Raw genomic sequence first — 23,761 nt, forward strand, 5'->3', positions numbered from 1 at the left:
GGCATCCACCTCATCGCGCAGTTGAAAGGAGGATCGAGCCGACACGCCGGCCGCCCCCGGCGTATCGCTCGAATCCTCCTTCGACTCGGAATGCCATGAGCGGGCGGAAGCACGCGGGGTCCCGGTCGCGAGCGGCGCCACGCCGACAGCGAGCCGCCGCATCGAGCGTCGAGTTCGAACGTGCGCCGGGCGCAGGAAATCAGCGTCAACCGCTGTGCGAACGCAACGAATCAACGTACACTCCGAGCATGGACAACCTCGACCGCGCCATCCTCGACCTGCTCCGGCAGAACGCGCGTGCGGGCTACGGCGACATCGGATCGTCCGTCGGCCTCTCCGCGTCGGCCGTCAAACGACGCGTCGACCGACTCGTCGCCGACGGCGTCATCAAGGCGTTCACCATCCAGGTGGACCCGTCGGTCGACGGCATGTCGACCGAGGCCTACGTCGAGCTGTTCTGCCGCGGCACCGTCGCGCCCGACGAGCTGCAGCGCATCCTGCAGGGCGTGCCCGAGGTCGTGTACGCCGGCACCGTCACGGGCAGCGCCGACGCGATCGTGCACATGCGCGCCCGCGACATCACGTCGCTCGAGGACGCCCTCGAGCGCGTGCGCATCGCCCCGAACGTCGACCACACCCGCAGCGCGATCGTGCTCTCGCGGCTCGTGAACCGCAACCGGGACTGACGATGACGGATGCCGCGGGCGGGGCGGTGGTGTGGTGAGGTTCTCGATCGACCCCGGGGCTTCCGAGCCGCCTTTCGAGCAGGTGCGCGCGCACGTCGTCGAGGCGGTGCGCGACGGACGGCTCGCCGTCGGCGCGAAGCTGCCGACCGTCCGCGCGCTGGCCGATGAGCTCGACCTCGCGGTGAACACCGTCGCCAAGGCATACCGGTCGCTCGAGGCCGACGCCGTCATCGAGACCCGCGGCCGAAACGGCACGTTCGTGGCCGAGCACGGCGACCCGGCCGAACGGCAGCTGCAGCGGGCGGCCGCCGACTACGCCGCGCTCGCGCGCCGGCTGGGGGTCGAGGCATCCGAGGCACGCACGATCGTCGACGCCGCACTCGCCTGACCGCCGCGCACGCCCGCGGACGCCGTCGCGGCATCCAGAACAGGCGCAATCGACCTGCCTTCGCTCCCGCGACCTGCGCTCAGCTCGTCTCGGGGATCGGCTGCTTCGGCAGGCGACGCACCTTCGCGCGCCGACGGCGCCGCTCCGGCACCATCGAGCGCATCTCCTCGAGCTTGCCGAAGCAGAGCATGCGGTCCTCGGCCTCGAGCACGACGCCCCTGCGCGGGTTCGGGATGACGTTCGTCCCGCGATGGAGCGTGAGCACGGTGATGTCGCGCTCCCAGAGCCCGGACTCGCCGAGCGTCTTGCCGACGAGGTCGGCCGCGCCGTGCACGAGGAGCTCGGCGACGCCGTAACCGGTCGAGACGGTGAGGCGCTGGCGCACGTCGATCTCGGGGAACGCGACCTGGCCGCCGATGTAGTCGATGATCGCGCCCGCGACATCCAGCTTCGTCGCCGTCTCGATGCCCTGCAGGCCGGGCGACGAGTTCACCTCCATGACGAGCGGGCCCTCGTTGCCTTCGAGCATGTCGACGCCCGCGACCTTCAGTCCCATGATCTGCGCCGAGCGCACGGCCGACTGCTCGTACTCGGGCGACAGCTCGACGGGCTCGACCGTGCCGCCGCGGTGCACGTTCGACCGGAACTCGTCGCCGCTCGCGACGCGCCGCATGGCCGCCACGACGCGATCGCCGACGACGAGGGCACGGATGTCGCGGCCGCGGCTCTCGGCGATGAAGCGCTGTATCAGCACGTTCTGCTTGGTCGAGTGCAGCGTCTCGATGATCGCCTCGGCGACCTTGACCTCGGGAGCGAGGATGACGCCGATGCCCTGCGTGCCCTCGAGGAGTTTGATGACGACCGGCGCCCCGCCGACGAGCTCGATGGCCGGGCGCACGTCGGCGCGGTTCCGCACGAACGCCGTGGCAGGCATGCCGATGTTGTGGCGCGACAGGATCTGGTTGGCGCGCAGCTTGTCGCGGGCGTTCGTGATGCCGTTCGCGGTGTTGGGCGTATAGACGTCCATCTGCTCGAACTGGCGCACCACGGCCGTGCCGAAGTAGGTGATCGAGTTGCCGATCCGGGGCAGCACGGCGTCGTAGTCGGAGAGCGGGCGGCCACGGTACTGCAGGTCGGGTTCGGAGCCGGTGAGGTCGATCGAGAAGCGCAGGGTGTTCAGCACCCTGACGTCGTGGCCGCGTTGCTGCGCGGCCGCACGAAGCCGCTGCGTGGAGTACGCCTGTGGCGCGCGCGAGAGGATCGCCAGTTTCATCGTGTTGCCCCTGCGAAGATGGTCGTGTGGAAGAGCCTCCCCATTCAAACACCATCGTCGGATGGCGCGAATGGGTGAGCCTGCCTGGGGTGGGCGTGCCGTGGATCAAGGCGAAGGTGGATACCGGGGCGCGGACCTCGTCGTTGCACGCCTTCGACATCGTGGAGTTCCGGCGAAGACGCAAGCACTTCGTTCGATTCGGCATCCACCCCTGGCAGGACACCGACGAGGATCTCGCCGTGGTCGAGTGCCCCATCCACGACCGCCGCATCGTGCGCAGCTCGTCGGGGCACACCGAGGAGCGGATCGTGGTGCTCCTCGAGATGGTGCTCCGCGGTCACCCCGTGAAGGCCGAGGTCACGCTCACCAACCGCGACGAGATGGGGTTCCGTATGCTCATCGGCCGGGAGGTCCTGCGCCAGGGGTTCGTGGTCGACGCGTCGCGGTCGTTCACAGGCGGACGCGCGCCGGACGGGATCCGTCGTCGCAATCGCGGGCGCTGAGCAACGCGACGTCGCCGCGGCTCTCCATGTTTCCGTTCCCGCGTGGTGTTCCACGTCGGGCGGGAACGTGACGCGGGAACGGAAACAGGGGGAGCGTCGCACGCTCACCTGGTCACGCGGTCGGGCCGGTCGCCAACACGCCAGAGCGTGCGACTTCGCCGAGCCAGCCGAGGCTGGGCTTGGGCTGCCGCTCGAAGGTCCGCGGGTCCCATCGGATGAGCCCGAACGTCGGACGGAAACTGCCCCACTCGTAGTTGTCGAGGGCACTCCAGTGCAGGTAGCCGCGCACGTCGACACCGTCAGCCATCGCCGAGGCGACCGCGGCGAGTGCCCCGCGCGCGTAGGCGATGCGGCGAACATCGTCGGCCGTCGCGATGCCGTTCTCGGTGACGTAGACGGGGAGGCCATTGCGTGCCCACGAGTTGCGGATGCCGTCACCGATGGCCGGCGGATAGTACTCCCAGCCGGTGAGGGTGCGTTCTGCGGCATCGGGAATCGGCAGGGGCCCTCCTACCCCGATCTTGGTGCGCGTGTAGGCCTGCACACCGACCCAGTCGTCGCCGGATGCCGCATCGAGGAACACGTCTTCGCGGGACCATGCGTACTCGGCCGCGACCTGCTCGGCACCGGGTTCCGGCTGATATGCCTGCGTGGCCACCGACCAGCCGGCCGAACTGCCGACCCCCCGCACGAGTTCGACGGCGCGCTTGTGGGCCGCGATCAGGCGATCGGTCACGTGGGGCACGCCCGGCGGCAACCCGACCGACGGGAAGCAGACCGAGGGATCGGCGAGCACCGAGACCATGTTCGGCTCGTTGATGGTGCAGACGAGGTCGACGTCGTCGAGCACCGGAAGCGCGGCCTCGACGAAACGGGCGAAGCGGTCGATCGAGACATCCGTCAGCCACCCGCCGTCGCGTGCGAACCAGATGGGATTGGTGAAGTGGTGCAGGGTCACGATCGGCTGCAGACCGAGGTCGCGTGCGGTGCCGGCCATACGCCGGTAGTGGTCGATCATCGCCCGGGAGACGAAGCCGTCTTCGGGCTCGATCCGCGCCCACTCGATGCTGAACCGGTAGGAGTTCAGCCCCGCGCCGGCGAGCAGCGCCATGTCTTCGGGATAGCGGTGGAAGCTGTCGGCGGCATCGCCCGACGGCGTCTCCACCGGCGCCCCCGGCAGGTGCCCGTGCTCGCGCTGCCACCAGTCGGAGTTCACGTTGTTGCCCTCCACCTGGTGGGCGGCGGTCGAGGCACCCCACAGGAAGCCGTCGGGGAAGCGGATGTCGGGCACGCAGCCCTCCTTCTCGGTCGATTCGGACTTACTTGATTCCGGTGAGGGCGATGCCCTGCACGAAGTAGCGCTGCAGGACCACGAAGATGAGCAGCACCGGCACGACCACGACGACGGCGCCCGCCATCATGAGCCCGTACTGCGCCGCGTTCTGGCCCACCGAGTAGAGCGCGAGCGCCACCGGGAGCGTGTACTTGTCCTCGGTAGTGGCCACGACGAGCGGCCAGAGGAAGTTGTTCCAGCTCGCGAGGAAGGTGAGGATCGTGAGCGTCGCGACCGCCGGCCCGCAGAGCGGCATGATCACCCGCGCGAAGATGCGCCACTCCCCCGCGCCGTCGATGCGCGCCGCCTCGATGATGTCGTCGGGCAGGCTCAGCATGAACTGGCGCATGAGGAACACGCCGAGCGGCGTGATCAGGAACGGCAGGATCAGGCCCGGGTACGAGTTCACCAGCCCGAGGTTCGCGGTGAGCACGAAGAGCGGCACGAACGTGACGACGCCCGGCACCATGAGCGTGCCGAGCACGAGCAGGAAGAGCAGCCGCTTCCCACGGAACTCGAGCTTCGCGAGCGCGTAGCCCACCATCGACGAGAACACGATGTTGCCGAGCGTCACGAAGGACGCCACGATGATGCTGTTCGTGAAGAACGTCGCGAAGTCGAGCCGGCCGAACAGCTGCGTGTAGTTGTCGATCGTCGGGTCGAGGGGCCAGAAGTTCGTCGGGTACTGGCGGATCTCGGCGTTCGTCTTGAACGATCCGAGGATCATCCAGACGAACGGCATCACCATGGCCACGAGTCCGAGCGTGAGCACGACGTAGAGCCACCATCGCGGCCGGGGACGGCGACGGCGTGGTGCGCCGGTCACCGTCGCGGCAGTGGATGCCCCGGCGCCCGCGGCATCCGTCATCTGCGTGCCACCCGTGATCGTCGACATCGGTCAGTCTCTCCTTCCGAGCAGCCGGAACTGGATCAGCGACAACGCGACGATCGCGAGGAACAGCACGTAGCTCGCCGCCGACGCGAACGAGTAGTTGCCGAACCCGAACTGGTTGTACGTGTACATCGCGGTCGAGAGTGTCGAGTCGAGCGGCCCGCCGCGGGTCATCACGAACGGCTCCTCGAAGAACTGCAGGAAGCCGATGCCGGTGATCACCGCGGCGAAGAGGAGCGTCGGCCGCATCGCCGGCAGCGTGATGTTGCCGAAGCGCTGGAACGCGTTCGCGCCATCGACCATCGCCGCTTCGTGGTGCTCCTTTGGCACGCCCTGAAGGCCGGCGAGGAAGATCACCATGAGGGTGCCGATGTTGCGCCAGACCGCCATCAGGATCAGCGAGGGCAACGCCCAGGTCGTGCTCTGCAGCCACTCGGGCCCCTGAATGCCGAACCAGCCGAGGAACGCATTCAGCAGGCCGTCGGGCTGCAGGATGAACCGCCATACGATCGCGATCGCCACGATGCTCGTCACGACCGGTGCGTAGTAGCCGACCCGGAAGACCGTGCGGAACCTGTCGATGCCGGTGTTCAGCGCGAGGGCCACGGCGAGCGCGAGCGCCATCGTGAGCGGCACGCCGACGATCACGAAGATCGAGGTGTTCAGGAGCGACCGCAGGAACCGCGGGTCGTCGAAGAGCCTCACGTAGTTCTCGAACGCGACGAAGTCCACGTTGAACGGGGTCTGCAGGTCGCGCGTCGTGAGATCGGTGAAGCTCATCGCGAGCGATGCCACGATCGGGCCGGCCATGAACACGAGGAACAGGATCAGGAACGGAGCGGCGAAGCCCCACGCGACGAGCGTGGCACGCCGGCCCCGACGCGACGCACGGGCGGGTGCTCGTGCGGGCGTCGGAGCCGACGGGGAGAGTGCGACCATGGCCTACTGGCCGGTGCCGATCGACTCGGCCTGCTGCTGCACCGCGGCGAGCGCGTCTTCGACGCTCGTCTCGCCCCGCGTGACCTTCTCGAGTTCCTGGTCGATGACGGCCGAGACCTGGGCCCACGTCGGGATCGCCGGCGGCGCCTTCGAGTCGGTCAGTTGCTCTCCGAAGACGCTGAGGTACGGGTCATCCGAGAATACCGGGTCGTCCCAAGCGGCCTCGACGCTCGGCAGGTCGGTCGAGATGTCGTACCACTGCACCTGTGTCTCGGGCTCGGCGAGCCAGCGCACGAACTTCCACGAGGCGTCGCGGTTGTCGCTGTCGTTGAAGACGGCGAGGTTGCCGCCACCGGTGAAGCTCGTGCGGCTGTCGGCACCCGGCACCATGGCGACCGCGAACTTGTCGGCGAACTCAGCCCCGCCCTGCTCCAGCAGCAGGCTCACGTGGAACGGTCCGCTGTAGAACGAGCCGACCTCACCCGCGATGAATTTCTGCTCGATCTCTCCGCCCTCGAGTCGAACCGGCTCCGAGATGCCCTCCTCGAAGAAGCTCCCGTAGAACTCGAACGCCTCCTGCCACTCCGGGCTGTCGAGCGTGAACGTCTCCCCGTCGAGGATGTCACCGCCCTGCTGCCAGGCGAGCGGTGTCACGTACTGCCAGGAGTCGAAGCCGCCCGGCGGGAGCGAGACGCCGGAGGTCGCCCCTTGCGCCTGCAGGGCCTTGGCGAACGCCTTGTACTCGTCCCAGGTTTCGGGCGCCTCGACGCCGGCCGCTTCGGCGAGGTCGGTGCGGTAGTAGAGCACGCGGGTGTCGACGTACCACGGGATGCCGTAGGCGACGTCATCGACGATCGTCGTGTCCCACGACCCGTCGAAGAAGCTGCCCTCGTCGACGAGGCCGTCGGGGGTGGGCTCGAACGCGCCCGTCGCGGCGAACTCGCCGACCCAGGTGGTACCCAGCATCGAGATGTCGGGCGTCTCCCCACCGGCGATCGCTGTTGCGATGCGGTCGTGCGCACTCTCCCACGGCACGGCGGTGACGTCGATCGTGACGTCGGGGTTCTCCTCTTCGAACTGCGCCGCGAGTTGGCCGAGTACCTCGCCCTCGTTGCCCATGGCCCAGACCTCGACGGCGCCGGTGGCCGGCTCGTCATCGATGGAACCCTTGCTCTCGGGGCCGCTCGCACCGCCGCCGTCGCCGCGCCCGCATCCGGTCAGGATGATGGCGCCGGCGGCGACCACGGCACCGGCCGTCGTCAGTCGTCGCAACGCTCGGTGTGATCTCCATCGATTCATCGGTCTGCCTCCATTGGTCATCGACCGCTCGTGAGCGAGGTCTCGCTCGGTGTGCGAGTCGCGGCTCCGACCGCGACGCTCTCAACATAACGCAGAAACCTTACATGCGACAGGTTTTTGTCGTCGGTGCGGTAGATTCGGCACATGGAACGAGCAGATGCCGGCGCAGGGGGCACCCAGGCCGACGGCGCGTCGGTCGTCCGCCCCGCTCGAGGCACGCGCGGCAGCTACGCGAAAGGCCAGGCCAAACGTCAGGAGATCGTCGATGCGGCCCTCGTCGTCTTCGGGCGCCACGGCTTCCACAGCGGCTCACTCCGGGAGATCGCCAAACGGGTGAACCTCACCCCCGCGGGCCTCATGCACCACTTCGCCAGCAAGGAGGAGCTCTTCACAGAGGTGCTGCGGCAGCGCGACGCGCGGGTGCAGGCGGCGGCCGGAGACGTCTCGGAGTTCACGCTGCTCGAGCAGGTTCGCAAGGTCGTCGCCTACAACCAGACCACGCGCGGCCTCACCTCGCTCTACACGGTCATCTCCGCCGAGGCGACCGACACGGAGCATCCGGCACACGAGGATTTCGCACGGCGATACGCCGAGAGCGCCGCGTCGGCGAGCGACGTGCTCGCCGACGCCCAGCGCGACGGGCTCATCAGGTCCGACATCGACACGGCGCATGCCGCGCGGCTGATCTCCGCCGTCATGGACGGGTTGCAGCAGCAGTGGCTGCTCGACGACTCGGTCGACATGACCGCCCTCTTCGACGAGTTCGTGCGGGGATACCTGCTGGATCCCCGCGTCGACTCCGGGCACTAGTGGTCATGTTTGTTAGTTCGTCGGGGGTTCAGGCTCAGGCGGTGGGGTCGGCGAGGTAGAGGCCGCAGGCGGTGTCGAGGGCGTCTTCGGGGGTTCCTGCGGGTTGCCCGTCGGGTAGCCAGGCGTCTTCGTAGTCGTCGTGGCTGGCGCGATACATCGCGAAGCCCCAGATGCGGGCCGAGCCGCCATACCGTAGTCGTATCAGTGGGAGTTCGTCGCCGTCGGTCAGGCGGGCGGTGACGTATGCGAACGAGCCTCGGAATCGGGTGTCCACGCGAGTGACCTGGGGCCACCGTTCCCGGGCGCGGATGTTCAGCCGTTGGGAGAGGGAGATCTTCGTGGATTCCGGGATGGCGACCATGACACCATGATCGTGGACGCGTCGGCGTGTCACCACCGGGCGGCCCGGTCGGACTGTTAATCCCTGATCATGCCTATGATCAGCCCGTTCTTCATCGTCCTGTCCGATGCTGAGGAGTTTGAGTTGTCCCGACGGGCGCGGCGGGTGCGCACCGAGGTCCGCGACGCCCGTCGTGCCCGGATCATCCTCGCCGCGGCCGGTGGCGCCTCGAACGCGGCGATCGCCCGCGCCGAGGGGGTGCACGTGGACACGGTCCGGAAGTGGCGTTCCCGGTTCGCCGAGCGGGGCGTGCCGGGCTTGCGGGATCTGTCCCGCACCGGCCGCCCGGCGGTGTTCGGGGACACGGTTGTCGCGGAGGTGAAGGCGCTGGCCTGCCAGCTTCCGGCCGAGACCGGGGTGCCGTTGTCCCGGTGGTCCCACCATGAGCTGGCCGCCGAGGCCACCAGCCGCGGGATCGTGGATACCGTGTCACGATCCACGGTCCGGCGCTGGTTGGACGCCGACGCGATCAAGCCCTGGCAGCACCGGTCCTGGATCTTCCCCCGCGACCGGGACTTCGCGTTCAAAGCAGGCCGGGTCCTGGGCCTCTACGACCGCGTCTGGGACGGGGAACCGCTCGGCCCGGACGACTACGTCATCAGCGCCGACGAGAAGTCCCAGCTGCAAGCCCTGCAGCGCCGCCACCCAGGACTGCCCCCGGCACCGGGCAGGACACGGCGGGTCGAGTTCGAATACCGTCGCGGCGGCACCCTCGCCTACCTCGCCGCGTACGACGTGCACCACGCACGAGTGATCGGCCGATGCGCTCCCAGCACCGGGATCGCACCGTTCACCGCGTTGGTAGAGCAGGTCATGACCACCGCGCCGTACGCGTCAGCGCGGCGGGTGTTCTGGGTCGTGGACAACGGTTCCTCGCATAACGGTGCGGCGTCGATGCAGCGAATCCGCGACGCCTGGCCGACCGCCCGGCTGGTGCACCTACCCGTGCACGCGTCCTGGCTGAACCAGGTCGAGATCTACTTCTCGATCGTGCAACGCAAAGTCGTCAAGCCCCAGGACTTCCCCGACCTCACCGCCCTCGAGAACCGGCTCATCGCATTCCAGAACCGCTACAACGTGACCGCGCACCCCTTCGACTGGCGCTTCGGACGCGCCGCACTCCACGGACTCCTCGAACGCCTCGACCGACACGAACCCGCCGCCTGAACCCCCGACGAACTAACAAACATGACCACTAGCCCTACGCCGGCGCAGCCGCCAGCCTCGCCTCGAGCCGCGCGACATCCTCGGCACGACAGAGTCCGGTCGCCTCGAGCATCGCCGTCGCGCTCCCCGCGGCGACCGCGGTGCGGAACGCCTCCGCCACGGTGCGCCCCTCCGCGAGGCGCAGGACGAGCCCGGCGAGGAACGCGTCGCCCGCGCCGACGGTGCTCTGCACCTCGACGCGTGGGGTCGGCAGCCGGAGCACGCCGTCGGCGGTGGCGAGCATGGCCCCCGCCCCTCCGAGCGAGAGTGCGACGATCTCGGCGCGGCCGCCGGCGACGATCGCCCTCGCGGCCTCGACCTGATCGGCCTCGTCGAGGGTGTCGCCCGCGCCCACGAGCTCGGCCAGCTCGCGCAGGCTCGGCTTGATGAGGAAGACCCGCTGGTCGAGCGCAGCCTCGAGTGCCGGGCCCGATGCGTCGACCACGATGCGCACGTCGTGCTCGCCGCAGATCCGGGCGAGGAGGGCGTAGAAGTCGTCGGGCACCCCGGGTGGCAGGCTGCCGCTGGCGACGAGGTAGCCGCCGACCGGCAGCACGTCGCCGACCACCGAGAGGCACGCACGCCACTCGGGCTCGCGCAGCGTCGGCCCCTGCAGCACGAAGCGGAACTGGTCGCCAGTCGAGAGCTCGTCGACCGTGAAGCTCTCGCGCGTGTTCCCCGCGACCCCGACCACGCGCGCGAGGACGCCCTCCTGTTCCAGGAACCCTCGGTACGCCTGTCCGGTGGGGCCGCCGAGCGGGCAGATCGCAATCGAGTTGCCGCCCAGGTTGCGGATCGCCCGCGATACGTTGACGCCGCCCCCGCCCGGGTCGAACCGGCTCGGTCCGCAGCGGAGCTTGTGTTCGGGCACGACCTGCTCGGTCGCGCTCGACACGTCGAGCGCGGGGTTCATCGTCAACGTGACGATCGGAGCGTGCGCGACCACACCACGAGCATAGGGCGGCGCGTGCCCCGGCGCCGTCGTCCCGCTGCCGGCACGACACGGCAGCGCGCACGAGCTGCCCCGAGCACGGCGACCCGGGGGGCGAGTAGGCTGCCCCTGCCCCTGCCCCTGCCCCTGCCCCTGCCCCTGCCCCTGCCCCTGCCCCTGCCCCTGCCCCTGCCCCTGCCCCTCTGAAGAAGAGATTCGAGGCCATCGATGATCGCCGCTATCGCCGCGGGAGTGCTGCTCATCGCACTCCCACTCGCCTTCAACGCGGCGTTCGCCGCTCTCGCCGCCACGTTCGACTACCCGGACATCCTGCGTCGCCCGACGGAAGAAGTGCTGGAACGCTTCCGCGCGGGTGGATCCCGGCTCGTGCTGCTGTGGTGGGTGTTCGCGATGACCGCGGTCCTGTTCGCGCCACTCGCGGTCCTCGTCGCCGGGAGCCTCTCGGGTGCCGACCGGGCGCTCCTCGGAATCGGAGCGACGATCGGCGTGCTCGCGGCACTCGTGCAGTTCCTCGGACTCATCCGCTGGCCGTTCCTCGTGCCCTACCTCGCTCGGGCCATCGACGAGCCAGACGCCACCCCGGCGCGAAAGGAGGTGATCGACGTCGTCTTCCAGGCGTTCAACCGGTACCTCGGCGTCGCGGTCGGCGAACACCTGGGTTACCTGCTCACGGGGGGATGGAGCATCCTCGTCGGGATCGCCATCACCACCTCGACGGTCGTCCCGGCCTGGCTCGGCGTCGTCGGGATCATCGTCGGAGCCGCCCTCGCCCTCTGTTCGTTCGAGTTCGTCGGCGCCTTCGAACTCCGCGGCTGGAAGTTCGCGGGCAGGCTCACGCCGATCGCCTACATCGCGTGGTCGCTGTGGCTCATCGCGACGGGCATCGCGCTGCTCGTCGGCGTCGCGGACTGACCGCCGGCCGTCGCACGCACCCTCCCGTGGGTTTCGACACGCTCGCTGCGCTCGCTCCTCAACCCACGACCTTCGTCGCTCCTCGACCGACGAACGTCAGATGACGCCCTCCGAGATCGTCGTCGGGTTGCCGAACCGGTGGTTCGTGATCGAGATCGCCTGCTCGTGCAGGAACGGCAGCAGTTCCACGCGACCCGACGGCGTCGCGGGATGCGACCACACCGCGACATCCGGACTCCCACCGGTGGCGGAGGCCAACGCGGTCGCGCCGCCGCCGACGAGCCGCACGCGGGGGGTCGTGATCCCGCCGTTCGCGGCGCGGCCGAGCCAGGCGGCGTCGCCCTCGCGGATGACGCGCACGTCGCGCGCGGCGAGGATGCCGCGCACGCCCTTCGGCAGCTCGACGGCGGTCGACACCGAGAGCGGCGACTTCGCGAGCAGGCCCGCCGCGATGACACGCAGCCCCTCCGCGAGCGTCGAGGACTCTTCGATGCGGATCGTCACGGGCACCGGCCGGTACCGGAACAGGTTGCGCTCGACGCCGACGCCCGAGACATCCTTCACCGCGCCGTACTCCTCGGTCCAGATGAGCTGGTCGGAGAGTGCCGAGCGCCGCAGCACCTCGAAGGTCTCGTAGTCGAGCGACGGCTGCGACGCCTCGATGAACTCGCTGACCCGGCGCTCGAGGCCGCGCAGGTGCAGCGTGCCCGACGACGACGCGTCATGCTTCGGCAGCCACTCGCCCAGGCCGAGGAGGTAGTTCGGTCCGCCGGCCTTCGCACCCGCGCCCACGGCCGAGCGCTTCCAGCCGCCGAACGGCTGGCGCTGCACGATGGCGCCCGTGATCCCGCGGTTGACGTAGAGGTTCCCGGCCTCGACGAGGTCGAGCCAGGTCGCGATCTCGTCGGGGTCGAGCGAGTGCAGCCCCGCCGTGAGGCCGTAGTCGACGGCGTTCTGCATGCGGATGGCCTCGTCGAGGTCCCTCGCGTGCATGACGCCGAGCACGGGGCCGAAGAACTCGGTGAGGTGGAAGTACGAGCCCGCGGCCACGCCGGCGCGGATGCCGGGCGACCAGAGCCGGCCCGCGGCGTCGAGCTGCCTCGGCTCGACCAGCCACTCCTCGTCGATGCCGAGCTGCGTGAGCGCGTGCAGGAGCTTGCCGTCCGCGGGCTCGACGATCGGGCCCATCTGGCTCTGCGGGTGCTCGGGCCAGCCGACGCGCAGCGACCTGGCGGCGTCGACGAGCTGGCGGCGGAACCGCTCCGACCGTGCCACCGAGCCCACGAGGATCACGAGCGATGCGGCCGAGCACTTCTGGCCGGCGTGGCCGAAGGCGCTCTTCACGACGTCGGATGCCGCGAGGTCGAGGTCGGCCGACGGCGTCACGATGATCGCGTTCTTTCCGCTGGTCTCGGCGAGCAGGGGCAGGTCGTTGCGGAACGAGCGGAACAGCTGCGCCGTCTCGTACGCGCCCGTGAGGATGACGCGGTCCACTGCGGGGTGCGCGACGAGCTGCCGGCCGAGCTCGCGCTCGCCGAGGTCGACGAGGGCGAGGAGCTCGCGGGGCACACCCGCCTCCCACAGCACCTCGACCATGACGGCGCCCGAACGCTGGGCGAGCTTCGCGGGCTTGATGATGACGCCCGAGCCCGCGGCGAGCGCGGCCAGCACACCGCCCGCGGGGATCGCGACGGGGAAGTTCCACGGCGGGGTGACGACGGTCAGGCGGGCCGGCACGAACACGGCGCCCCGCACGTGGTCGAGTTCGCGGGCGCGCTCTGCGTAGTAGTGCGCGAAGTCGATGGCCTCGCTCACCTCGGGGTCGGCCTCGGCGATGGTCTTGCCGGTCTCGGCGGCCATGACCTCGATGAGCCGGTCGCGATTCGCGGCGAGCGCGAGGCCCGCACGATGCAGCACCGCGGCGCGCTCGGAACCGGGCAGCTCACCCCAGGCGCGACCGCGCGCGGCGACGGTGTGGATGATCGACTCGAGCATGGCGGCGCCGTCGACCCGCGCGCCGGCGATGGTGTCGATTCCGAGCCGCGAGTCGGGCACGCGCGCGAGGATGCGGCGACCCCACTCGCGATTGGCGGCGAGCGCGGGGTCGGTGTCGGGCTCGTTGCGGAAGCCCGGCGTCGCGCCTGGGCCCGCCGGCACCGGGTGAACGGATGCCGCGGCATCCGCGTGCTCGAAGAGCCCGGCGCCCTCGCTGCCGCGCGTGATCTCGAGCACGACGCTCGTGAGCGACGCGTCGTCCTCGAGGTCGGCGCCGGGCGCTGGAGCGTCGGGCGCGGCCATGGCGGCGGCGAACGATTCCTCGCTCCACTCGGTGCGGCGATTCTGCGTGCGGTTCGGCGTCGGCACCGGGGCATCCGCCGCATCCGTCTCGAGCGCGGCGAGCGCGGCGAGTGCGGCGAGCGATCGCTCGTAGCGGGCGCGCTCGCGCTCGAAGAGGCGCTCGTCGCTGCCGAGCTCGAACACGGCGGACATGAAGTTGTCCTGGCTGGCGTTCTCCTCGAGCCGGCGGATGAGGTACGCGATCGCCACGTCGAACTCGCTCGGGTTCACGACGGGCGTGTAGAGCAACAGATTGCCGACGTCGCGGCGCACCGCCTCGGCCTGTCCGGTCGCCATGCCGAGCAGCATCTCGAAGTCGACGCGCCACTCGACGCCACGTTCCTTGGCCATGAGCCACGCGTGGGCGATGTCGAAAAGGTTGTGGCCGGCGACTCCAAGCTTCACGGCGTCGGTGCGCTCGGGCGTCATCGACCAGCTGAGCACGCGCTTGTAGTTGGTGTCGGAGTCCTGCTTCGTGCCGTAGGTCGCGAGCGGCCACCCGTGGATCGCGGCGTCGACCTGCTCCATCGCGAGGTTCGCGCCCTTCACGACGCGCACCTTGATGGGCGCACCACCTGCGCGGCGCCGCTCGGTCGCCCATGCCGTGAGCTCCTGCATCGCGCCGAGCGCGTCGGGCAGGTAGGTCTGCAGCACGATTCCTGCCTCGAGGCCGCGCAGCCGCGGCAGGCCGAGGAGGGTAGTGAACACCGCGATCGTGAGGTCGAGGTCGCGGTACTCCTCCATGTCGAGGTTGATGAACTTCGGCGTCGGGCTCGCCGCCGCGAGCTCGTAGAGCGGGGTGAGCTTGGTCACGACCCGCTGCACGGCCTCGTCGAACGACCACATCGACAGCTGGCTGACGACGCTCGACACCTTGATCGACACGTAGTCGACGTCGTCGCGCGCGAGGAACTCATAGGTGCCGCGCAGGCGCCGGTCGGCCTCGTCCTCGCCCAGCACGGCCTCGCCCAAGAGGTTGAGGTTCAGGCGGTTGCCCGATTCGCGCAGCGTCGCGATCGCAGGGCCGAGCTTCTCGGGCGTCGCGTCGAGCACGAGATGGCCGACCATCGAGCGGAGCACGCGCCTGGCGATCGGGATGACGACCCAGGGCAGCACGGGCGCGACGACGCCGCCCACGCGGATCGCCGCCTTCAGGTACCAGGGCAGGAACGTCGGCGTGATCCTGGCGACCTGCTCGAGGTTGCGACCGGCCACGAAGAGGTCCTCGGGGCGCATGACGCCGTCGACGAACCCGACCGTGAAGGCGAGCCCGTTCGGGTCCTTCAGCACTCCCGCGAGCCGCTCTGCGGCGGGCTCCGCGGGGTGGTCGGCGCTCTCGGCGAGCCAGCGGCGCACGAGGGCGACGACGTGATCGGTGTTCGGTCGTGCGTCCGTTGCGGCGTTCGACATGGTCACGAGGGTAGTCTCCGTTGCTCCGGGCGCGCCCGGGTGTCGCGCGCCTGTCGATTCCAGTGTGCGCGGCGACATCCATTCGGTACAGCGGATGAATCCGACGCATACTGTTCGGAGGAACCGAATGAAGCGAACGGATGCCGGAGGCCCGCCGTGATCGACGTGCGACGACTGCGCCTGCTCGTGGAACTGAGCCGGCGCGGCACGCTCGCCGCCGTCGCTGAGGCGCTGTCCTACAGTCCGTCGTCGGTGTCGCAGCAGCTCAGCCTGCTCGAGCGCGAGGCGGGCGTGCCGCTCCTCGTGCAGGTGGGGCGGCGCGTGCAACTCACCGTACGCTCGCGATAGCGCAGGGCGCGCTCGACGCGCGTGCGGGCGCCCTCGTCCGACATGGGCCGCGGCTCGAAGCGCACGCGGGTCGGGAAGACGTCGGCGATGCGATCCAGCCGGAAGGTGCGCCAGTCGTCGCGCTGACGATCCCAGGCGAGCAGGTACCAGCGGCGGGCCACGGGCACGAGCCGGTACGGTTCGACGACGCGCGCCGTGGCCTCGCCCGCGGCATCCGTGTAGTCCGCGCCGTCGACCTCTCCGTGGCCGCCGGCGAACTCGTCGCCTTCCTCGGCCCGAACGGCGCCGGCAAGTCGACGACCCTCCGCATGCTCACCACACTGCTGCCGCCCACGTCGGGTGAGGCCACGGTCACCGGCTGCGACATCCGTCACGACCCGGCCGGCGTGCGTCGCCGCATCGGCTACGTCGGCCAGGGCACCTGGGCCGCCGCGAGACGCGGGCGCGCGCCGAGGAGCTCATCGAGTCGCTCGAACTCACGCAGGTCGCCGATCGGCAGGTGCAGTCGCTCTCTGGCGGCCAGAAGCGCCGGCTCGACATCGCACTCGGCCTCATCCACCGCCCCGAGCTGCTGTTCCTCGACGAGCCGTCGACGGGCCTCGACCCGCACAGCCGGGCGAACCTGTGGGAGCACCCTCCCCACCGGTCGAGTAGGTCGCGAGGCGACCGTATCGAGACCAGCACATCGGTCGTATCCCGAAAGTCGTATCCCGAAGACAGGACGACACGCCGGCCCGACCCCGAAAACAGGCACCACACACCCACGCCAACACGAGAACTCCTGTTCTCATGACCCGAAGGACTCCTCATGAACACGATCACCCCCACGGCAGCACGCGTCGACGCAGGCGAACGGCCCGTGGCATCCGCCCGCCCGACCGGCTTCGCACGCGACACCGCCGCGATCTTCGCGCGAGTCGCGGCCGCTCGTGCGCGACCCGTTCAGCGTCATCTTCTCGCTCGTGCAGCCGCTGGTCTTCCTCGGACTGTTCGGCCCGCTGCTGGTCGGCGCGGCGGGCGGCGACATGGCCGGAACCCTGCAGTGGTTCGTGCCCGTCATCCTCGTGATGGTCGCGCTGTTCGGCACGGCATCGACGGGCGCGAACCTGCTCTTCGAGATGCAGACCGGCTCGCACGAACGCACCCTCGTGGCACCGCTCTCCCGCAGCGCCCTGCTCGTCGGGCGGGCGCTGAAGGAGCTCGTGCCGCTCGTCATCCAGAGCACGATCGTCGTGCTCGTCGCCCTGCCGTTCGGCTTCTCGCTCGACGTGCCCGGGCTCATCGCCGGCCTCGCGGTGCTCGCCGTCTTCGGCATCGGCTTCGGCGCCCTGAGCCACTCGCTCGCGCTCGCCCGACGCAACCGCGACTGGATGTTCTGGATGGTGCGCCAGACGCTGCTGTTCCCGCTCATGATCCTCTCGGGCATGCTGCTGCCGCTCGAGGACGGCCCCGCGTGGATGCAGGTCGGCATCGTGGTCGGCGTTCGGGCGATGAAGCGAGCCCGCTGACGGGTCTCACCTGTGCGCAATTCAGGCGCACCGTCGGCGAGTCGCCATGACACGCCGGCGGTTCGGGCGCGACACCCGGTGCGCACCTGAATCGCACACGAGCGAGGGCGAGCGGATGCGACATCCGCTCGCCCTCGTTCGTCTACGCTCGTGGGATGCCCCACGACGTCGTGATCATCGGTGGCGGACACAACGGTCTCACTGCCGCCGCCTACCTCGCCCGCGCCGGCCTCGACGTGCTCCTGCTCGAACGCGACGACCACCTCGGCGGCGCCGCGGTCTCGGCCGATGCCTTCGAGGGCGTCGACGCGCGCCTCTCCAGATACTCGTACCTCGTGAGCCTGCTCCCGAAGCGGATCATCGACGACCTCGGCCTCGACGTGCGGCTGGTGCGCCGCCGCTACTCCTCGTACACCCCCGACCCGGTCGACCCCGAGCGCGGCCTGCTCATCGACCGCGAGGCCGGCGCCGGGCCGGATTCGATGGGCTCGCTCGTCGCCGCGTTCGCCCGCGTGGGCGCCGAGGGCGACGCCGACGCCTGGAACGACTTCTACGCCGACACCGCACGCCTCGCCGAGACGCTCTTCCCGACCCTCACCGAACCGCTGCCGACCCGCGCCGAGGCACGGGCACTCGTCGGCGACGACGCCGTCTGGGCCTCATTCATCGACGAGCCGCTCGGCAGAACGATCGACGCTCGCTTCACGAGCGACCTCGTGCGCGGCGTCGTCGCGACCGACGGGCTCATCGGCACGTTCACCGACCTCGACGACCCGGCGCTCGACGCCAATCGATGCTTCCTCTACCACGTCATCGGCGGCGGTACCGGCGACTGGGACGTGCCCATCGGCGGCATGGGCGCCGTGAGCGGCGAGCTCACGCGCGCGGCTCGAGAGGCGGGCGCCGAGCTCATCACGGGCGCCGAGGTGCTCGCGGTCGACCCCGACGGCCGAGTGCGGTACCGCCTCGGCGAGGGCGAGGGCGAGCACGAGGTCACGGCGGGCACGCTGCTCTCGAACGTCGCGCCCGCGGTGCTCGATCGACTCCTCGCGGTCGGCACGGCGGATGCCGACGCACGCGCAGCTTCGAGCGCGATCGCCCCCCGCGACCAGCCGCCGTTCTCACCGGATGGCCCGCTCGACGTGCCCCCGGTGGTGCGCGAGCGGCTTCGTCAGCTCGCAGCGCCCGAGGGCGCCCAGGTGAAGGTCAACCTGCTTCTCACGCGGTTGCCGCGGCTGCGCGACGCCTCCGTCGCACCCGAGGCGGCGTTCGCCGGAACGTTCCACATCAACGAACTCGAGTCGCAGCTGAGCAGCGCGTACGCGACCGCCGCCCGCGGCGGCATCCCCTCGCCGTTGCCCTGCGAGATCTACTGTCACACGCTCAGCGACCCGTCGATCCTCTCGCCCGAGCTCGCGGCGTCCGGTGCGCACACCCTCACGGTGTTCGGCCTGCACGTGCCGCACCGCCTGCTCGAGCGCTTCAGCAACGACGAGCTGCGTTCGCAGTTGCAGGCGGCGGTGCTCGCGTCGCTGAACTCGGTGCTCGCCGAGCCCATCGAGCAGGTCATCGCAACGGATGCCGCTGGCCGCCCCTGCATCGAGACGAAGACCACCCTCGACCTCGAGGAGGCGCTGCGCATGCCGGGCGGCAACATCTTCCACGGGCCGCTCTCGTGGCCGTGGGCCGAGGACGACGCGTCGCTCGCGAGCCCCGCCGAGCGCTGGGGCGTGGCGACGCGGCATCCGCGGATCCTCCGCTGCGGCTCGGGCGCCGTGCGCGGCGGGGCCGTGAGCGGAATCGGCGGGCACAACGCCGCGATGGCCGTGCTCGAGGCATCCGTCGTCGCCTGAGCCTCCCGCGCGAAGCGAGCCTCGGTTCAACGCCCGAGCCTCGGGGACTTCGGGGCCGTCGGCTTCGGCGGTAGCGCCGCGACCTCGTCGACGGCCCGCACCCCCGCGCGCTCGCCGAACAGCCCACCGAACACGCTGCCGTTCACGAACGCACCGAGGTTGCCGAACATCGGCTTCACGACGACGCGAGGGTCGTCCGGCATCACCGAGGCGAACAGGTCTCTCGCGGCATCGGACGGCTTCGGTACCTGCATCACGCCCCCCTCCGAAACGCGAACGCGATCAGAAGACGAACAGCTGCCCCAGCACCATGATCGCGATGACGAACAGCGCGACGATGGCGCCGACGATCGTGAGCGAGCGCACCGACAGCTTCGCGACGCCGAAGCCGACGAGGAACGGCAGCGCGGCGAGCAGCAGCGTGACGACCCACCAGAATGCGGCGTATCCGCCGGTCGATGCATCCTCGAGGCGGCCGGCGAAGAGCTGCTGCGTCGTCGGATGCGTGGCGAACGCGAACGACGCCGACAGCGGAACGGCGATCAGCGCGGCGACGATCAGGCCCGCCAGCGCCCCCCACAATCCGGACTTGCCCTCGGTGACATCCACCGTTGCGTCATTTCCCACGCGTTGCCCTCCCCTGGAACTCATGCGGCAACTCTACTGAGGCCTGTCGGCTGGAGATAGGCGAGTCGCCGCATTAGCCTGAGAGCACGACGAGCAGGGGGCGATGATGACCGCGAAACCGACCGGCCACTACACGTTGAAGCCTGACGGGCTCTACCTGCAATTCGACCGACTGTTCCACGCGCCCATCGAGGAGGTGTGGTATACCCTCACGAATCCCACGGCCATGCAGGCGTGGATCGGCACGTACACAGGCAGCCCCGCAACGGGTGGCGTGAAGTTCCGCATGTCGTTCGAGGAGGGCGGCGACTGGCAGAACGTGTCGATCCTCGACTGCCGGCCGCCGCACCGGTTCATGGCCGACTCCCGCGAGGGCGCCGCACCGATGCGGGTGTACTGCCACCTCGTCGAGGGCGGTGGCATGACGACCCTCACGTTCGGAAGCCGATTGCAGAGCGCTGCGGATGCCGCGAGCATGGGCCCCGGCTGGGACTACTACCTCGACCGACTCGTCGCCGCGCACGCCGGGCGCACGATGCCTGAATGGGAGACGTACTACCCGGCGTTCACCAACTACTACCGGGGACTGCACGTTCCCGACGCGGCACGCAGCTGACGCGGGTCCCCGGCCCGAGCGGTGCGACGCGGGCGGGCGGGCGGCCCGGCCCGCGACATCCCCAGCCCTAGACTGACGCCGTGAAGAGCATCGAACGGCGGGCCCGCGAGGTCGACGCAAGACCGAGCATGCGCGAGCGCAACGCCAACCTCATGGCGAATCGCCCGTTCGTGTGGGCGTTCATCGCGGCCCTCGGCGTGCTCCTCGCGCTCGGCCTCGCCTCGGCGGTGGCGAGCATCTCGAGCGTCGTGTTCTCAGTGTTCGCCGCGGTCTTCGTCACCCTCGGACTCGACCCGCTCGTACGCTGGTTCGAGCGGCGCGGCATGCCGCGAGGCGTCGCGATCCTGACCGTGATCATCCTGTTCGTGCTCGTGATCGCTGGACTGCTCTGGATCGTGCTCCCGCTCGTCATCACGCAGGCGACGTCGTTCATCCAGTCGCTGCCCGCCATGTACCAGGACCTGCAGGCGCAGGACTGGTTCCAGGAGGCGCAGTCGGGCACCGGCGGGAGCCTCGGCACCGTCTACGCATGGATCACCACGACCATCAGCGACCCGAACTTCTGGGCCACTGTCGGCGGCGGGGCGCTGAACATCGGCGTCGCGATCGTCGGCGGCATCTCGACCGGGTTCTTCATCTTCGTCCTGACCATCTACTTCACGGCCACGCTCGACTCCTCGAAGGCCGCCATCTACAGCCTCGTCTCGGCCTCGCATCGCGCGCGAGTCGTCGACTACGCCGAGCGCATCATGCAGAACGTGGGCCGGTACCTCAGCGGCATGGTCGTGCTCGCCTTCTTCAACGCGCTCTACAGCCTCATCCTGCTCTCGCTCGTGCGCGTGCCGTTCGCGCTCGTCATCTCGGTTGCGGCGTTCTTCATCACGCTCATCCCGCTCATCGGTACCGTGCTCACGACCGTGTTCATGTCGGTGATCTCGCTGTTCGTGTCACCGCTGGCGGCCCTCATCGTGCTGATCGCGATGCTCGTCTACATGCAGGTCGAGGCCTACGTGCTCACGCCGAGAGTCATGAGCCGCGCCGTGCAGGTGCCCGGCTCGATCGTTCTGATCGCCGCGCTCGCGGGCGGTACGCTCGCGGGCCTGCCCGGGGCGCTCGTCGCGATCCCCGTCGCCGCCGGCATCCTGCTCATCATCAAGGAGGTCGTCGTGCCCTGGAAGGCGCGATCCTAGGATCCGCCGCCGGTCGAGGAGGCCCGCCAGGGCCGTCTCGAGACCGGGTCCGCTGCCATGCGCTCAGGGCCAGACCGACGGCGCCTCCGCGCGCGTCGCGGGCAGCGCGACGTCCGTGCCCCACCGCTCGAGCCACTCGGGGATGCCGTGCGCGTCGGTGACGCCGAGCGCCTCGACGATCTCGGACATCGGCACCGTACCGCCGACGCGCCTCAGGAAGCGCGCGCGGATGAACCCCGTCGCATAGATCTCGGGTTCGCCCTTCGCGTCGGGCCGCACGAAGCGCTGCTCCATGTACACGGCCTTGTCGTCGTGGCCGACGAGGCGGGACTCGATCGTGAACCGGTCCCAGAGGCCGAGCGACTTGCGGAACGTGATCGTCTCGCTCGCGACCACGGGGTACCAGCTCTTGTCGAGCATCATCTTCCACACCCCGTTGCGCACGAGCATGTCGAAGCGCGCGACGTCCATGATCGAGAAGTACACGCCGTTGTTCATGTGCCGGTTGATGTCGAGGTCGGTCGGCAGGGTGATGAACCTCGTGCGCGCAACTTCCCGGTATCCGAGGTCTGGCTTGCGGCGTGACAGGAACAGCAGATGCAGCAGCGTGCGGAACAACATGTGCATAACCCACGACTGTATGCCCGGATCGCGGTCGATCCTCACACCTTGGTGGCACGCGACAGTCGACGGACGAGCGCGCGGGGTCAGGATTGTGCGGATGCGCGAAGCCCCGACCGGCGGGGGTCGTGGCGGACGACGCGATAGCGCAGGTGGGTGGCGCGGGCGCCGCGCTCGACCCGGAGCAGCTCGAGCTCGACGGGAGGGCTCCGCGCCATGCATCACCCCCGCACGGGCACGTGCCGTTCGTCGGGGCCGTTGTAGACCGAGAGCGGCCGGATGAGCGCGTTGGCCGCGTTCTGCTCCATGATGTGCGCCGTCCACCCGGTGACCCGGCTCGCGACGAACAGCGGCGTGAACGTCTCGGTGTCGAAGCCCATGAGGTGGTACGTCGGACCCGCCGGGTAGTCGAGGTTCGGCTTGATGCCCTTGCGCTCGGCCATCGCCTCCTCGAGGGCGATGTACAGGCGCATCAGGTCGGGACGCTCGTAGTGCTCGACCATGCGCTCGAGCGCGTCGCGCATGGTGGGCACGCGCGAATCGCCGTTCTTGTACACGCGGTGGCCGAAGCCCATGATCTTGCGCTTCTCGGCCAGTGCTGCGTCGAGCCACCCGGCCGCGGCATCCGCGGTGCCGATCTCGGCGAAGGCGTGCATGACGGCCTCGTTCGCACCGCCGTGCAGCGGCCCCTTGAGCGCACCGATCGCACCCGTGACGGCCGAGTACAGGTCGGACATCGTCGACGTGATGACGCGCGCTGCGAACGTCGACGCGTTGAACGAGTGCTCGGCGTACAGGATCATCGACACGTCGAAGGCGTTCACGACCGCCAGCTCAGGGGCCTCGCCGAACGCCTGCCACAGGAAGTTGGCCGAGTACCCGAGGTCGTCGCGTGGCTCGACGAACTCGAGTTCACGGTGTCGGCGCTGGTCGTAGCAGACGATCGACGGGAGCTTCGCGAACAGGCGGATCGCCTTGTCGAGGTTGGCCTCGGGGCTGGCGTCGTCGGCGCCGGGGTCGGATGCCCCGATCACGCTGACGGCGGTGCGCACGACGTCCATCGGATGCGCGGTGAGCGGCAGCTCGTCGATGACGCGCTTCACCTCGTGGTCGAGGCCGCGAAGCGCGCGCTCGCGCTCCTCGAATGCCGCGAGCTGTGCGTCATCGGGAAGCTCGCCGTACCAGAGCAGGTAGGCGACCTCCTCGAAGGTGACGGATGCCGCGAGCTCCTGCACCGGGTAGCCGCGGTAGAGCAGCGAATTGGTCTCGGGGTTGACCTTCGAGATGGCCGTGTAGTCGACCGGCACGCCCGTCAGCCCCTTGTAGATGGCCGGGGCTGCCCCCTGCTGCTGATCGCTCATCGTTCTCCTCGCGGCTCGGTGCGGGCGCTGCGGCGCGACCGCTCCCCCAGCCTACGGGCACCCGCCTCCGGCGAGCGAGGCGCACACACCCAGCGGGTTGAGGAGGCGCGCCGGCGCCGAGCGCCCTCCTCAACCCGCGAAGCGGCTCAGAAGATGCCGACGGGCGCGTCTACCTGGGCGAGCACGCCGGGTGCCGCCGTGATGGTGAGGCCGCCGAGCTCCTCGGGGCCGAGCTCGGGCAGGCGCTGCGCGAGTTCGAGGAACCGCTCGATCTCGGCCTCCTCGAGCACCCATTCC

22 protein-coding genes and 3 pseudogenes are annotated in these 23,761 nt (G+C 69.7%); 12 read left to right on the forward strand and 13 right to left on the reverse strand.

The genetic code is table 11. The features are described 5' to 3' along the window. Positions 1–248 precede the first annotated feature (248 nt). Positions 249–686: an Lrp/AsnC family transcriptional regulator gene (locus tag IEX31_RS16020; RefSeq protein ID WP_188744409.1), complete on the forward strand. Its 438-nt coding sequence runs from the start codon at positions 249–251 to the stop codon at positions 684–686. A 34-nt stretch (positions 687–720) separates the two neighbouring features. Beyond that, a complete protein-coding gene (locus tag IEX31_RS16025) occupies positions 721–1,074 on the forward strand; it encodes a GntR family transcriptional regulator (protein ID WP_229662427.1) in 354 nt (117 codons plus the stop codon). 79 nt (positions 1,075–1,153) lie between these two features. Here the strand turns inward: IEX31_RS16025 and IEX31_RS16030 are convergent, their stop codons facing one another. Continuing rightward, positions 1,154–2,347 carry a RimK family alpha-L-glutamate ligase gene (locus IEX31_RS16030; RefSeq protein ID WP_188744411.1) on the reverse strand — a complete coding sequence of 398 codons (1,194 nt, stop codon included), beginning with the start codon at positions 2,345–2,347 and terminating at the stop codon, positions 1,154–1,156. Positions 2,348–2,373: 26 nt separating this feature from the next. Between IEX31_RS16030 and IEX31_RS16035 the strand changes: the two genes are divergently transcribed. Next, positions 2,374–2,850, forward strand: a complete 477-nt coding sequence (locus IEX31_RS16035; RefSeq protein ID WP_188744412.1) for an ATP-dependent zinc protease family protein — start codon at positions 2,374–2,376, stop codon at positions 2,848–2,850. A gap of 112 nt (positions 2,851–2,962) precedes the next feature. Here IEX31_RS16035 and IEX31_RS16040 read toward each other — a convergent pair whose 3' ends face one another. Genes IEX31_RS16040 through IEX31_RS16055 form a run of 4 tightly spaced genes read right to left on the reverse strand, consistent with a single transcriptional unit; the run spans position 2,963 to position 7,286 of the window. Beyond that, the gene (locus IEX31_RS16040; protein ID WP_188744428.1) at positions 2,963–4,132 is read right to left on the reverse strand and encodes a glycoside hydrolase family 1 protein; all 1,170 of its coding nucleotides are present in this window, start codon (positions 4,130–4,132) and stop codon (positions 2,963–2,965) included. Between the two features lie 37 nt (positions 4,133–4,169). Then, positions 4,170–5,078, reverse strand: coding sequence for a carbohydrate ABC transporter permease (locus IEX31_RS16045; RefSeq protein ID WP_229662429.1), 909 nt, complete (start codon positions 5,076–5,078; stop codon positions 4,170–4,172). A 3-nt stretch (positions 5,079–5,081) separates the two neighbouring features. Continuing rightward, positions 5,082–6,014, reverse strand: coding sequence for a carbohydrate ABC transporter permease (locus IEX31_RS16050; RefSeq protein ID WP_188744413.1), 933 nt, complete (start codon positions 6,012–6,014; stop codon positions 5,082–5,084). Between the two features lie 3 nt (positions 6,015–6,017). After that, a complete protein-coding gene (locus IEX31_RS16055) occupies positions 6,018–7,286 on the reverse strand; it encodes a sugar ABC transporter substrate-binding protein (RefSeq protein ID WP_229662430.1) in 1,269 nt (422 codons plus the stop codon). A gap of 171 nt (positions 7,287–7,457) precedes the next feature. Here IEX31_RS16055 and IEX31_RS16060 point away from each other — a divergent pair, with 171 nt between their 5' ends. Continuing rightward, positions 7,458–8,123 (forward strand): TetR/AcrR family transcriptional regulator, encoded by a 666-nt coding sequence (locus tag IEX31_RS16060; protein ID WP_188744414.1) that lies wholly within the window; start codon positions 7,458–7,460, stop codon positions 8,121–8,123. A gap of 34 nt (positions 8,124–8,157) precedes the next feature. On the opposite strand, the gene IEX31_RS16065 is transcribed toward IEX31_RS16060, so the two are convergent. Further along, positions 8,158–8,484: a hypothetical protein gene (locus IEX31_RS16065; protein ID WP_188744415.1), complete on the reverse strand. Its 327-nt coding sequence runs from the start codon at positions 8,482–8,484 to the stop codon at positions 8,158–8,160. Positions 8,485–8,607: 123 nt separating this feature from the next. On the opposite strand from IEX31_RS16065, the gene IEX31_RS16070 reads away from it, so the two are divergent. Next, the gene (locus IEX31_RS16070) at positions 8,608–9,690 is read left to right on the forward strand and encodes an IS630 family transposase (protein WP_229662431.1); all 1,083 of its coding nucleotides are present in this window, start codon (positions 8,608–8,610) and stop codon (positions 9,688–9,690) included. A 34-nt stretch (positions 9,691–9,724) separates the two neighbouring features. Here the strand turns inward: IEX31_RS16070 and IEX31_RS16075 are convergent, their stop codons facing one another. Then, positions 9,725–10,675, reverse strand: a complete 951-nt coding sequence (locus tag IEX31_RS16075; protein WP_229662432.1) for a 1-phosphofructokinase family hexose kinase — start codon at positions 10,673–10,675, stop codon at positions 9,725–9,727. A gap of 213 nt (positions 10,676–10,888) precedes the next feature. Between IEX31_RS16075 and IEX31_RS16080 the strand changes: the two genes are divergently transcribed. Continuing rightward, entirely contained in the window at positions 10,889–11,593 is a 705-nt protein-coding gene (locus IEX31_RS16080) for a DUF4386 domain-containing protein (protein ID WP_188744416.1), read from the forward strand. A gap of 96 nt (positions 11,594–11,689) precedes the next feature. On the opposite strand, the gene IEX31_RS16085 is transcribed toward IEX31_RS16080, so the two are convergent. Beyond that, complete coding sequence (locus IEX31_RS16085; protein WP_188744417.1) at positions 11,690–15,340, reverse strand: proline dehydrogenase family protein; 3,651 nt, start codon at positions 15,338–15,340, stop codon at positions 11,690–11,692. 156 nt (positions 15,341–15,496) lie between these two features. Between IEX31_RS16085 and IEX31_RS19085 the strand changes: the two are divergent. From IEX31_RS19085 to IEX31_RS16105, 4 genes and pseudogenes are all read left to right on the forward strand, one after another. Next, positions 15,497–15,673, forward strand: a pseudogene (locus IEX31_RS19085) (helix-turn-helix domain-containing protein); the annotation flags it as partial. A 227-nt stretch (positions 15,674–15,900) separates the two neighbouring features. Beyond that, a pseudogene (locus IEX31_RS16095) lies at positions 15,901–16,322 on the forward strand (ATP-binding cassette domain-containing protein); the annotation flags it as partial. A 174-nt stretch (positions 16,323–16,496) separates the two neighbouring features. After that, a pseudogene (locus tag IEX31_RS16100) lies at positions 16,497–17,154 on the forward strand (ABC transporter permease); the annotation flags it as partial. 197 nt (positions 17,155–17,351) lie between these two features. After that, entirely contained in the window at positions 17,352–19,049 is a 1,698-nt protein-coding gene (locus IEX31_RS16105) for a phytoene desaturase family protein (RefSeq protein ID WP_188744419.1), read from the forward strand. Between the two features lie 26 nt (positions 19,050–19,075). On the opposite strand, the gene IEX31_RS16110 is transcribed toward IEX31_RS16105, so the two are convergent. Both IEX31_RS16110 and IEX31_RS16115 read right to left on the reverse strand, forming a co-directional pair. Continuing rightward, a complete protein-coding gene (locus IEX31_RS16110; protein ID WP_188744420.1) occupies positions 19,076–19,303 on the reverse strand; it encodes a hypothetical protein in 228 nt (75 codons plus the stop codon). Between the two features lie 28 nt (positions 19,304–19,331). After that, positions 19,332–19,700 carry a hypothetical protein gene (locus IEX31_RS16115; protein WP_188744421.1) on the reverse strand — a complete coding sequence of 123 codons (369 nt, stop codon included), beginning with the start codon at positions 19,698–19,700 and terminating at the stop codon, positions 19,332–19,334. Positions 19,701–19,782: 82 nt separating this feature from the next. On the opposite strand from IEX31_RS16115, the gene IEX31_RS16120 reads away from it, so the two are divergent. Both IEX31_RS16120 and IEX31_RS16125 read left to right on the forward strand, forming a co-directional pair. Continuing rightward, positions 19,783–20,292: an SRPBCC domain-containing protein gene (locus tag IEX31_RS16120; protein ID WP_188744422.1), complete on the forward strand. Its 510-nt coding sequence runs from the start codon at positions 19,783–19,785 to the stop codon at positions 20,290–20,292. A gap of 80 nt (positions 20,293–20,372) precedes the next feature. After that, positions 20,373–21,482, forward strand: a complete 1,110-nt coding sequence (locus IEX31_RS16125; RefSeq protein WP_188744423.1) for an AI-2E family transporter — start codon at positions 20,373–20,375, stop codon at positions 21,480–21,482. 63 nt (positions 21,483–21,545) lie between these two features. Here IEX31_RS16125 and IEX31_RS16130 read toward each other — a convergent pair whose 3' ends face one another. The 3 genes from IEX31_RS16130 to IEX31_RS16135 form a co-directional block, all read right to left on the reverse strand. Then, positions 21,546–22,103, reverse strand: coding sequence for a thioesterase family protein (locus tag IEX31_RS16130; protein WP_308423554.1), 558 nt, complete (start codon positions 22,101–22,103; stop codon positions 21,546–21,548). Positions 22,104–22,189: 86 nt separating this feature from the next. Beyond that, entirely contained in the window at positions 22,190–22,321 is a 132-nt protein-coding gene (locus tag IEX31_RS19340) for a hypothetical protein (RefSeq protein ID WP_268237005.1), read from the reverse strand. 3 nt (positions 22,322–22,324) lie between these two features. Further along, positions 22,325–23,464 carry a bifunctional 2-methylcitrate synthase/citrate synthase gene (locus IEX31_RS16135; RefSeq protein ID WP_188744425.1) on the reverse strand — a complete coding sequence of 380 codons (1,140 nt, stop codon included), beginning with the start codon at positions 23,462–23,464 and terminating at the stop codon, positions 22,325–22,327. Positions 23,465–23,761: the final 297 nt, after the last annotated feature.

It is taken from the genome of Agromyces bauzanensis (assembly GCF_014645655.1).
Classification (GTDB): Bacteria; Actinomycetota; Actinomycetes; order Actinomycetales; family Microbacteriaceae; genus Agromyces; species Agromyces bauzanensis.